11 protein-coding genes are annotated in these 11,276 nt (G+C 63.9%); 2 read left to right on the top strand and 9 right to left on the bottom strand.

What is annotated here, in order from left to right:
• Positions 1 to 160: 160 nt before the first annotated feature.
• Genes B5F94_RS10035 through B5F94_RS10000 form a run of 8 tightly spaced genes read right to left on the bottom strand, consistent with a single transcriptional unit; the run spans position 161 to position 8,562 of the window.
• Positions 161 to 727, bottom strand: a complete 567-nt coding sequence (locus tag B5F94_RS10035) for a sugar O-acetyltransferase (RefSeq protein WP_087329858.1) — start codon at positions 725 to 727, stop codon at positions 161 to 163.
• Between the two features lie 48 nt (positions 728 to 775).
• A complete protein-coding gene (gene ricT, locus B5F94_RS10030) occupies positions 776 to 2,041 on the bottom strand; it encodes a regulatory iron-sulfur-containing complex subunit RicT (RefSeq protein ID WP_087329856.1) in 1,266 nt (421 codons plus the stop codon).
• Positions 2,042 to 2,075: 34 nt separating this feature from the next.
• On the bottom strand, positions 2,076 to 3,071 hold the full coding sequence (locus tag B5F94_RS10025) for an ATP-binding protein (protein ID WP_087329854.1): 996 nt from the start codon (positions 3,069 to 3,071) through the stop codon (positions 2,076 to 2,078).
• A gap of 1 nt (position 3,072) precedes the next feature.
• On the bottom strand, positions 3,073 to 3,396 hold the full coding sequence (locus B5F94_RS10020) for a cyclic-di-AMP receptor (RefSeq protein ID WP_087187235.1): 324 nt from the start codon (positions 3,394 to 3,396) through the stop codon (positions 3,073 to 3,075).
• A 51-nt stretch (positions 3,397 to 3,447) separates the two neighbouring features.
• Positions 3,448 to 4,761: an aminotransferase class I/II-fold pyridoxal phosphate-dependent enzyme gene (locus B5F94_RS10015; RefSeq protein WP_087329852.1), complete on the bottom strand. Its 1,314-nt coding sequence runs from the start codon at positions 4,759 to 4,761 to the stop codon at positions 3,448 to 3,450.
• A 27-nt stretch (positions 4,762 to 4,788) separates the two neighbouring features.
• The gene (mnmA, locus tag B5F94_RS10010) at positions 4,789 to 5,802 is read right to left on the bottom strand and encodes a tRNA 2-thiouridine(34) synthase MnmA (protein ID WP_087329850.1); all 1,014 of its coding nucleotides are present in this window, start codon (positions 5,800 to 5,802) and stop codon (positions 4,789 to 4,791) included.
• A gap of 9 nt (positions 5,803 to 5,811) precedes the next feature.
• Positions 5,812 to 7,620 carry a tRNA uridine-5-carboxymethylaminomethyl(34) synthesis enzyme MnmG gene (mnmG, locus tag B5F94_RS10005; RefSeq protein ID WP_087329848.1) on the bottom strand — a complete coding sequence of 603 codons (1,809 nt, stop codon included), beginning with the start codon at positions 7,618 to 7,620 and terminating at the stop codon, positions 5,812 to 5,814.
• Between the two features lie 48 nt (positions 7,621 to 7,668).
• A complete protein-coding gene (locus B5F94_RS10000) occupies positions 7,669 to 8,562 on the bottom strand; it encodes a diacylglycerol/lipid kinase family protein (RefSeq protein WP_087329846.1) in 894 nt (297 codons plus the stop codon).
• A 206-nt stretch (positions 8,563 to 8,768) separates the two neighbouring features.
• Here B5F94_RS10000 and B5F94_RS09995 point away from each other — a divergent pair, with 206 nt between their 5' ends.
• Positions 8,769 to 9,479, top strand: a complete 711-nt coding sequence (locus B5F94_RS09995) for an AzlC family ABC transporter permease (protein ID WP_087267725.1) — start codon at positions 8,769 to 8,771, stop codon at positions 9,477 to 9,479.
• The gene (locus B5F94_RS09990) at positions 9,473 to 9,805 is read left to right on the top strand and encodes a branched-chain amino acid transporter permease (RefSeq protein ID WP_087267728.1); all 333 of its coding nucleotides are present in this window, start codon (positions 9,473 to 9,475) and stop codon (positions 9,803 to 9,805) included. Before B5F94_RS09995 ends, B5F94_RS09990 begins: the two co-directional genes overlap by 7 nt.
• Before the next feature lie 212 nt (positions 9,806 to 10,017).
• On the opposite strand, the gene B5F94_RS09985 is transcribed toward B5F94_RS09990, so the two are convergent.
• A complete protein-coding gene (locus B5F94_RS09985; protein ID WP_242959460.1) occupies positions 10,018 to 11,268 on the bottom strand; it encodes a M16 family metallopeptidase in 1,251 nt (416 codons plus the stop codon).
• Positions 11,269 to 11,276: the final 8 nt, after the last annotated feature.

Below are 11,276 nucleotides of genomic sequence, written 5' to 3'. Positions count from 1 at the left end.
GGCGGCCGTTTTTCGTGGGAATCCGCCCCTTTTGCCGGGGAAACGGATTGCCACGCCAGTGTGCGCACTGGCTCGCAATGACAGGCTTGTGCAAAACAGCTATTTTGCAACAGGCCCTTTTTTAACGTTGCAGGGGCGACCTTTATGGTCGCCCGCATTCTCAGACGGAGGGGTTCTCAATGGCCCGTACCGGCTTGCAGGGATTGCCCACCGCCACCACGTTGGAGGGGATGTCATGGACCACCACGCTGCCCGCGCCGATCACCGACCCGCTGCCGATGGTGACACCGGGCAGCACCGTCACGTTGCCGCCGATCCATACGTTGTCTCCCACGGTAATGGGCTTGGCAAATTCCAGGCCGCTGTTGCGGGTGGGGGCGTCCAGGGGATGGCCTGCGGTGTAGAACCCGCAGTTGGGGGCAATGAACACATTCTCCCCAAAGACCACCGGGGCGCAGTCCAGCACCACCAGATTGTAGTTGGCGTAAAAATGCTCCCCTACCGTGATGTTGGAGCCGTAGTCGCACTTGAAGCCGTGGTTGATGGTGAGATGCTCCCCGGTCTTGCCCAGCAGCTCCTTCAGCAAGGCCAGGCGGGCCTCTCCTTCCGTGGGGGAGAGCTGTTCCAGCTGGTGGCACAGCTGAGCCGCCCGGGTCCGCATGGCCTGCAGATCGGGGACCTCGGCGTTGTACAGTTCACCGGCAATCATCTTTTCCAGTTCTGTCATAGCGCATACCTCCAAAAAACGGGCGGCCTTTTGGCCGCCCGTCCTGTTTTATTGGGGATTGGGATTCTGAGGCTTGTCCCCACGGGGACGGCGGTGATACCGGCGGCGGGGCCGCTTCTTCTCCCCGGCGGCGTTGGCCTGTCCGCCCTCGGCGGCGGGTTTTTCAGGCGCGGGCTTCTCCTGTGGCTTGGGCCTGCTCTCAGGCCGGGGCTTGCCCTCTCCCCTGGGAGCCTTGGGCTGGCCGGCCTTTTGGGCCGGCTTGGCCTCCTCTTTCCTGTTCTGGGGCTGAGGCTGCTGCTCCCCGCCGCTCTTCCGGCGGCGGCTGCGGCTCCGGCGGGACTCCTGAGCGGGGGCGCTCTCCTCCTCAAGGGCCGCGCTCAGCCCGGCCAGGGCGGCGTTAACGCTGCCGGTCAGGGTGCGGGGCTCCTCCACGGGAGTCACCTTCCGCAGCTTTTCCAGCTCCTGGGCGGGAGGCTCCACATAGTCCTCCGGCCGCTTACCCTTGCCGTTGCGGATCACCCGCAGCTCACAGTGGTGGAAGCACTTGGGGGTCTCGGGGGCGCTGTCCAGCCGCACCTTCACCGTCTCCTTCAGCAGGTCCACCTGGCACACATTGCCCGCCCCCTCAGGGGTCTCCACAAAGGACTCGTTCTTGGGCATCCGGTGGACCGCGTCCTCATAGGCCTCCTGCTCGTACTTCAGGCAGCACATGAGCCGTCCGCAGGTGCCCGAGATCTTGGTGGGGTTGAGGGACAGGTTCTGGGTCTTGGCCATCTTGATGGACACCGGCTGGAACTCGTCCAGGAAGGAGGCGCAGCACAGAGGCCGGCCGCAGATACCCAGGCCGCCCAGCATCTTGGCCTCGTCCCGGACGCCGATCTGCCGCAGCTCAATGCGGGCGTGGAACACCCCGGCCAGATCCTTCACCAGGGCACGGAAGTCCACCCGGCCGTCGCTGGTAAAAAAGAAAAGGATCTTGTTGCCCTCGAAGTTGTACTCCACCTCCACCAGCTTCATGTCCAGCCCGTGGGCGGCGATCTTCTCCTGGCAGATGGTGAAGGCCTTCTTCTCCTTCTCGTGGTTCTTCTCCACCGTCTCCAGGTCCTTGTCGGTGGCGATACGCACCATGGGGCGGAGGGGCTGCACCACCGCTTCGTCCTCCACCATGGTGTTGCCCTGGACGCACTCGCCGTACTCCAGGCCCCGGGAGGTCTCGATGATGACCCCCTGGCCGGGCGCGACCTGCTCTCCCTGGGGATCGAAATAGTATTGCTTGCCTCCGCTTTTGAAGCGGACGCCGATGATTTCGGTCATGGTTACCTCCAAATTGGAAATATTGGGGCCGGATTTACCGGCACAGCTGGGCCAGGCCCGCCCCCAGCCAGCCGGCCATATGGCCGGGGCCCACATAGAAGCCGCAGGCGGTGCGAAGCTGCTCCGTCAGGGCGGCGGCCCCAGTCAGGGCCTTGGGGGACAGGGCCTTGGCCCCCTGTTCCGCCAGCGTCCGGCGGCGGGGGTCGCTCTCATGGAGGGCCCCGGCGGCACACACCAGGCAGTCCCGCACCAGCAGTAAAAACTCATCCAGCAGAGCGTTGAGGGAATCCCGGTCCCACTTGTCCCGCTCCAGTCCGGCGCAGAACTCCAGCAGGGCCAGCTCGTCCTTGGCACAGAAGCGATCCAGCAGGGCTGCCGCCCCCTCCAGAGCCTTGCCGTCGGCGGCCTTGCCCTCCAGCTGGTCCACCGCCCGGCCCAGAATGCCCTCGCATCGGGCGGCGGCGTTGGAGATCTCCGCCGGGGAGCGGTCGGGATATCGGGCGGACAGCCAGGTCTCCGCCTCCTGTACCGTCACCGGGGAGAGGGCCAGTACCTCGCACCGGGAGCGCACTGTGGACAGCAGGGCGGCGGCGTTGTCGGTGAGCAGGAGGAAGGCGGCGTAGGCCGGTCCCTCCTCCAGCAGCTTGAGCAGCGCGTTCTGGCTGGGGTCCTTCATGTTCTGGGCCCCCTCCAGGATGTACACCTTCCGGGGGGCCTCGTTGGGCTTGATGTAGGCGTCGTTCCGGATGGCCCGGATGCGGGCCACGTTGAGCTCGTCCCCCTCCCCTCCGGCGTGGATCACGTCGGGGTGGATGTGGCCCAGGGCCTTTTTACAGCCGGAGCAGGCCATGCAGGGGACCTCCCCTCCGCCGGTGCATACCAGGGCAGCGGAGAGCAGGCCGGCCAGGGTGCGCTTGCCCGACCCCGCCGGCCCGCTGATGATGTAGGCGTGAGACAGCCCCCGCCGGGCAGTCTCCAGAGAGAGCTGCCGCTTCAGGGGGGCGTTGCCCGCCAATAAGGACAGGTCCATCTTATACCCGCTCGAACCGCTCGATATCCACCACAAAGATGGTGGCGCCGCCTACCACAACCTCCACGGGCATACTGGGATAGTAGCCGTAGCTCATCTCGGTGGTGGTGGGGATCATCTGCTTGCGGGAGTGGGAGTGCTCCTTGATGATGTCAATGACGTTCTGCACCTTCTCCTCATCCACGCCGATGAGGATGGTTACGTTGCCCGCCATGAGAAAGCCGCCGGTGGTGGCCAGCTTGGTGGACGAAAAGCCCTTTTTCGTCAGGGCCTGAGTGACAGTGTTGGCGTCGTCGTGATTGATGATAGCCAGAACCAGTTTCATGGGTATCCCTCCTGCTCAAAGATGCCGGAAGTCCGGCGCTGAGGCCGCTTTTCACAGGACGGCCACAGAAACATCTTCCAGTGTATTATAACCTATTTGTTTCAAATATGCGATACTTTTTTTGTCCACCCGCTCCCCCGGCGCAATGACGGGAACCCCTGGGGGATAAGGGGCTACCTGGCAGGCGGCCACCTGTCCCTCCGCCTGTTCCAGGGGGAGGCTTTGCCGGGGCGCAAAGAGGGCCTGCCGGGGGGTGAGGGCCATCTCCGGCGGCTCCGGTGGGGCGGGATAACCGGGGCATGGCCCCAGATCCACCTGCCTCAGTGCCTCTTCCAGCCTCGCAAAGTCCGACCGGCTGTCGGCACAGGTGGGGATGAACACCACATGGCCCCCGTCGGCCATTTCGGGCCATACGTTGCGCCCCTCCAGGGCATCCTGGGCGGCGTAGCCGTCGGGGGCGCACACCACCAGCCGGGTGGGGTCCAGAGGGGCCACTTCCTCCGTGAGGGCGGGGAATGTATTTCGCAGCCGGGCCACTTCCTCCACCGTTTTGCGGTAGGCATCCGCCCCTCCCTCCAGCATATGGGCCCGGCACAGGTCCAGTGCGGCCATCATGGGATAGGAGGGGCTGGAGGAGCCGTAGATGCTGGCCGCCCGCCGCAGCCCGGCGTGGGAGAAGGTACCGTTTGAGAACAGCAGGGCGGTCTGCCCCGGGGCGGGGAGAGTTTTGTGGGCGGACACCACCAGCAGATCGGCGGCATTCAGCCCGTAATCCCCCAGAAAGGGCAGATGGGCCCCGTGGGCCCCGTCCACCACCAGTACGCCCCCGTGGCGGTGCATGATCTTCGCCAGAGCGGGCAGGTCGGACAGTACGCCATAATAAGTAGGAGAGGTGATGCACAGGGCCTTGATCTCCGGGTTGGACTCCAGCAGCTCCTCCACCCGTTCCGGGGAAACCGGCCCGGTCACCCCCGCCTGGGCCAGCCAGGGCCGGTCCAGATACACCGGCTTTAAGTCCAGCAGGGCCAGGGCGTTGTAGGCCGAGCGGTGGCTCCCCCGGTCCAGCAGCACCCTGTCCCCCGGCCGGCAGGCCAGGGTGAGGGCGGCCAGCACTCCCTGGGTGGAGCCGCCGGTGAGGAAGAGGCAGCTGTCCATATGCAATGCCTCCGCCCACAGCGCCTCCGCCTCCCCAATGGCCCCGCCTCCGTCAAACAGGTTGCCGGTGGGGGGCAGTTCGGTGAAGTCGATGGCGGCCAGATTGTCCAGTCCCAACAGAGGCTTGCCCTTATGGCCGGGCATATGCATCCGCAGGGGGTCCCGGGCCGCAAAGGCGGTCAGGGCGTCATACAGCGGTGTATTTTCCACAGGGTTTCCCTCCTTTGTGGAGCATCATCACATGGCCCCTTCGATCCAGGCCGAACCGGCCACGGTGTCCCCCAGATAGAACACCGCCAGCTGGCCCGGTGTGGGGGCACGAGCGGGGGCCTTCATCTCGATGCGCACCCCGTTTTCGTGGGGGTAGAGTACGCCCTCCGCCTGGGTGCGGGAGTGGCGCAGGCGGACGGACACCTCCAGAGGTTCCGTCAGCCCCTCCACTCCGATCCAGTTGGGGGAGGAGCCAAACACGGTGAACTTGCCCAGGTCGGAGCCGTCGGACAGCACCACCTCGCGGGTGTCGGGCCGCAGGGCGGTGACGAAGTACCGGTGAGGCCCCGATACCCCCAGCCCTCTCCCCTGGCCCAGGGTGTAGTGGTGGATCCCCTTGTGGCGGCCCAGAACCTTGCCCTCTTTGTCCACAAAATTGCCCGACCGTGTGGAAAACCCACGGCGGTCCAGCCAGGCGGCATAGTCCCCGTCGGGGATGAAGCAGATCTCCATGGAATCCGGCTTGTCGGCCACGGGAATGCCGAAGTTGTGGGCCAGGGCCCGAACCTCTGTCTTTTCGTAATTTCCGAGCGGAAAAATAACTCTCTGTAATTGTTCTCTGGTCAATCGGGCCAGCATATAGGACTGATCGTTGGCGGGTCTCCCCTTTTTCAGCACCCCGTTTTCCACATTGGCGTAGTGTCCGGTGGAAACATAGCGGGCCCCGATTTTGTCAGCCAGCCGGAAGAGGGCGGGGAATTTCACCGTGGGGTTGCACAGGGCGCAGGGCAGGGGCGTGCGGCCGCTCTGATAGGCGGCGGCAAAGGGGGCGCACACCTGCTCCTCCAGATCGGCCCGGATGTCGGCCACCTCGAAGGGGATGGACAGACGCTGAGCCACCGCGGCGGCGTCCTCAGCTCCGGTGCCACCCAGGCCGATGTCCAGATAGAGGCCGGTGACGGCAAAGCCCCCCTCCTTTAGCAGACTGGCCGCCACGGCGGAGTCCACCCCGCCGGACAGGCCCAGAACGATTTTTTCCATATAAACTCCTTATTTCTCCAAGGCCACCATCAGCACGGCAATATCCGCCGGGCTGACGCCGGAAATGCGGGAGGCTTGGCCCAGGTTCAAAGGCCGGATCTGGTCCAGCTTCTGCCGGGCCTCCAGCCGCAGGCCCTCCATGGACAGGTAGTCCAGGTCGGCAGGCAGGGGCTTGTCCTCCATCTTCCGCTGCTCGGCCACCTGCCGCAGCTGCCGGTCGATGTACCCCTGATATTTTACCGAGATTTCCACCGCCTCAGTCACTTCTGTGGATAACTCCGGCCGGTTGGGGTCCACCGCGGCCAGACTGTGGTAAGTATTCTCCGGCCGGCGCAGCAGGTCCACCAGACGGCCCTCCGCCGTGCCGGTGTGGGTGAGGCGCTTGATCTCACGGTCCACGGCGGCGTATTTTGCTTCCACCGCTGCCATTCTCTCATCGCTCACCAGCCCGATGGCGTGGCCGATGGGACACAGCCGCCGGTCGGCGTTGTCCTGCCGGTGGAGCAGCCGGTACTCGGTGCGGGAGGTCATCATGCGGTAGGGCTCGTTGGTGCCCTTGGTCACCAGGTCGTCGATGAGCACCCCGATGTACCCCTGGTCCCGCCGCAGGATGAGGGGGTCCCGGCCCAAAATCTTCAGGGCGGCGTTCACACCCGCCACAAAGCCCTGGACGGCGGCCTCCTCATAGCCGGAGGAGCCGTTAAACTGGCCCGCGCCGTAGAGACCCTTCACCTTCTTGTGCTCTAGGGTGGGCAGCAGCTCGGTGGGGTCCACACAGTCGTACTCGATGGCGTAGGCGGGCCGGGTCATTTCGGCGTGCTCCAGGCCGGGGATGGTGTGGAGCATCTGGATCTGCACCTCCTCGGGCAGCGAGGAGGAGAAGCCCTGAAGGTACAGCTCCTCGGTGTTCAGCCCCATGGGCTCCAGAAAGAGCTGGTGCCGCTCCTTGTCGGGGAAGCGGACGATTTTGGTCTCAATGGAGGGGCAGTACCGGGGGCCCACCCCCTCGATGGTGCCGTCGTACAGGGGGGAGCGGTCCAGATTGGCCCGGATGATGTCGTGAGTTTTTTGATTGGTGTAGGTCAGCCAGCAGATGGCCCTGTTTTCCGGGGGTGTTTTGGTCTCAAAGGAGAAGGGCACCACCTGCTGGTCCCCCGGCTGGACCTCCAGCTGGGAGAAGTCCACGCTGCGGGCGTGGATGCGGGGAGGCGTGCCCGTCTTGAACCGGCGGAGGGTGACCCCCAGCCCTTTCAGGCTGTCGGTCAGGGGCAGGGCGGCGGCCAGGCCGTCGGGGCCGGAGTCCCTCGTCACCTCGCCGATGATGGTGCGGCCTCCCAGGAAGGTACCCGAGGCCACCACCACCGCACGGACCTGATATTCTGCGCCGTACACCGTGCGCACGCCGGACACCTGGCCGTTTTCCGTCAGAATATCGGTGACCTCCGCCTGCTTGACCCACAGGTTGTCCTGGTTTTCCAGGGTGTGCTTCATGACCTCCTGGTACCGGCGGCGGTCGGCCTGGGCCCGGAGGGACCACACCGCCGGGCCTTTGCCCCGGTTGAGCAGCCGGTACTGGATGCAGGCCTGGTCGGCGGCTCTGGCCATCTCCCCGCCCAGGGCGTCCAGTTCCCGGACCAGATGGCCCTTGCCGGTGCCGCCGATGGCCGGGTTGCAGGGCATATTGCCCACCGCGTCCAGATTGACGGTAAAGCACAGGGTACGCAGGCCCAGCCGGGCGGCGGCCAGCGAAGCTTCAATGCCCGCGTGGCCCGCTCCAATCACAGCAATATCAAAGGTTCCAGCGTCGTAAGTCGTCATATTAGGTCCAAGTCCTTTTATTCCAAAATAAAATCGTGGGGACAGGCGTTACGCCCCGTATACGATGGTCACCGCCTGGTGGCAGTTGGCCACCTCCACCACCCGGTGATCCCCGCCGTACTCCCCGTCCAGGGTCCAGGCCAGATCCTGGTCGCTGATGATGCGCAATTTGTTGGCCCGGAAGCAGGTCACCAGCCCCTTGTCGTCGCTCTCCACATTGGTGAGGGCCTTCAAGATCCGCTGGAGCTGGAGCAGAGTCTTGGGCTGGCGCACCAGCATCACCTCAAACAGGCCGTCGTCCAGGGCGATGGGCCGGTGAGGATTGGCCTGGATACCGGCAATGGAGTGGCTGTTGGACACAAACCCCAGACAGTAGCTGCCCAGTTCCACCTTGCCGTCGTGCTCCACCGTCATGGAGTAGGGCTTGATGGACCCCAGCCGGGAGAGCACCCCCATCAGGTAGGCCATATGGCCGAAAATGTGCTTGACCTGCTGGGGGGTGTTGTAGGACAGGTCGGTAAAGGCCCCGAAGGCGGCCACATAGAGGAAATCCTGATCGTTGAACTTCCCCACATCCACCGGCCTGGGCTTCCCCGCTGCCGCCACCACCGCCAGCTCCTCCAGGGTGCGGGGCAGTTCCAGGTTTTTGGCAAAGTCGTTGGTGGACCCGGCGGGTATGTAGCCCACCGTGGGCCGCGCCTCGGGAGGCAGTTCCATCAGACCGGTCACCACCTCATGAAGGGTGCCGTCGCCGCCGGAGCATACGATGCGGTCAAACTCCCCCGCCCGGTCCCGGGCCACCGCCGTGGCGTCCCCCGCCCCACGGGTAGGATGGACGGTCACGTCCCACTCCGCCGTCAGCTCATCCAGAATGGGGGCCAGACGTCCCCGCAGGGTGCCCTTGCCCGCGTACAGATTGTAGATAAATAACAGCTTTTTCATCTCGCTCGCTCCAAAAATGGGACGCCGGTGGGTCCCAGCATAACATTGTTCCATATTATATACCGCCCCGGTGGAAAAACACAACTCTTTTACGCATAAACTGCCTATATTCCCTTAAAAACAGAAAAATCCACAGCCCCACTTGCTTTTCTGCGCTAAAGTGTGTAAAATATGGATTTAATCTCAGCGCAAAGGAAGTGTACGCTATGGACCGCAAAGCCCTGTCCGCCGCCTTTCCGGTGACGGTGCCGGTGCTGATGGGCTATCTGGCCATCGGCATGGCCTTCGGCTTTATGCTCCAGGCCGTGGGCTATAACTTTATCTGGGCCTTTTTCATGTCCCTCACCATCTATGCCGGGTCGGGCCAGTACCTGGGGGTGACCCTGCTGGCCACCGCCGCCTCCCTGGGTACGGTGGCCCTCATGACCCTGCTCATCAATTTCCGCCACCTGGTATATGGCCTGTCCATGCTGGAGAAGTTTCGGGGTATGGGCTGGCGGAAATTCTATATGATCTTCTCCCTCACCGACGAGACCTACGCCCTGCTCTCCTCCGCCCAGGCCCCGGTGGGGGTGAACCCCAGGAACTTCTATTTTGCCATCGCCCTGCTGGACCACAGCTACTGGATCATCGGCTCGGTGATCGGCGCGGTGGCGGGGGCCCTCATCCCGGTGGATACCAAGGGCATCGACTTTGCCATGACCGCCCTCTTTGTGGTCATCGCCGTGGACCAGTGGAAGGCCTACCGCAGGCACCTGCCCGCCCTGCTTGGATTTGGGGTGACCATCGTATTTCTCATCATTCTGGGCCAGATCTTCGGCCAGCAGCAGATGCTCATTGTCTCCCTGGGTGTGATCGTACTGCTGCTGCTTATCCTGCGGGATAAGCTGGAGGAAAAGGAGGAAGAAAAATGCTGACCACCGCCGGGGCCATTGCCGCCATCGCGGTCATGGCTGTTGTCACCTTTCTCACCCGGGCCCTCCCCTTCCTGCTCTTTGACCGGGGGAGCGCGCCCCCCAAGATCATCCTTTACCTGGGCCGGGTGCTGCCCCCTGCCGTCATTGCCATGCTCATCATCTACTGCCTGAAGGACATCTCCTTTGCCCAGGCCGGAAGCTGGCTCCCCCAGCTTATCTCGGTGGCGGTGGTGGTGGTGCTCCACCTGTGGAAGCACAACAATCTGCTGAGCATCTTCGGCGGCACCATCCTGTACATGGTTCTGGTCCAGGCCGTCTTTGTGTGAAGGCGGCCTTCCACAGGGCCGTTTTTCCACCGGCGGAAGGGCCGGGGTTAGCTTCGGCTCATTTTCCAACCTGCCAGATCATGATTGCCCCAACCCATTGGGGCACAAAGGTTTGAAAGAAAAACAGAAAGAAGGGGCGCCGTCCAGCGGCGCCCCTTCTATTTACCTAAGAAAAGAGTTTTGCACATTATCCACATGGTTTTCCACATAGGTTAATGAAGCAGTGCCTGGTACTCCTCCGCCTTGCCTACCCGGCCCACGGCGGACAGGGAGGCCTGGGACAGATCCATCAGCTCCTCCGCCAGCGCGCGCACATCCTCCCGGGTGACGGCGTCGTAGGCGGCGATGATCTCCTCCTCGTCCAGCACCCGGCCCACCAGCATCTCCCCCCGGCCCAGGCTGCTCATATGGGCCTGGGTGGATTCCAGCCCCATCAGCACATTGGCCTTGGACTGCTCTCTGGCCCGGTCCAGCTCCTCCTGGGTGACGCCGTGTTCGTTGAAGTCCCGGATGACGGCCAGAATGGTGTCCAGAGCCTGGCGTTCGGTCTCCTTGCCCAGGGCGGTGTAGATACCGAAGTACCCCGCGTCGTCGTGGCAGGTGCCGTAGGAATAGACGGAGTAGCACAGCCCCTTCTGCTCCCGCACCTGCTGGAACAGCCGGGAGGACATCCCGCCCCCCAGAATGGAGGACAGCAGCTGGAGGGTGAACCGCCGGGGGTCGGAGAAGGACAGTCCCGGGAAGGCCAGGGTCAGGTGGTTCTGCTCGATGGCCTTCTTCTTGACCACAATGCCGCTGCGGTAGGCGGCGGGCTTGCTGATGATGGGTTTGCGGGGTTCCAGCACCGAGAACCGGGCGGCCAGATCGTCCACGCCGGCCTGGGTGAACCGGCCCGACAGGGCCACCACAATGGACTCCGGGCCGTAGTGGCTGTCCTTGTACTGCCGAAGCCAGGCCCCGTCCATCTGTTCCAGGGTGGCTTTTTTGCCCAAAATGGGCCGGGCCAGAGGGGAACCCTGAAAGACCACCCCGGCCAGCCGTTCGGCGCACAGGTCCTCGGGGTTGTCCTCGTACATTCCGATTTCCTCCAAAATGACCCCACGCTCGGTCTCCACGTCGCCGTCGTCAAATTTGGAGTGGAAGAACATATCGCACAGGATGTCGGTAGCCATGGGCAGATGGGTGTCCAGCACCCGGGCGTGGAAGCAGGTGCACTCCTTGGTGGTGAAGGCGTTGACCTGCCCGCCGATGGCGTCCATCTCCTCCGCCAGCTGGGCGGCGGTGCGGGTGGCCGTGCCCTTGAAGAGCATATGCTCGATGAAGTGGGCGGCGCCTCCCTCCCCCGGCTTTTCGTGGCGGGAGCCGGTGCCCACCCAGATGCCCAGGCAGGCCGAGCGCACACCGGGCACCTGCTCGGTGAGAATACGCACCCCGTTGGGGAGCGTCCGTTTTTCATACTTCAAACAAAAGG

It is taken from the genome of Flavonifractor sp. An4, assembly GCF_002161755.1.
GTDB classification, from domain to species: Bacteria; Bacillota; Clostridia; order Oscillospirales; family Oscillospiraceae; genus Flavonifractor; species Flavonifractor avicola.
This window is presented reverse-complemented; position numbering and strand designations above follow the sequence as displayed.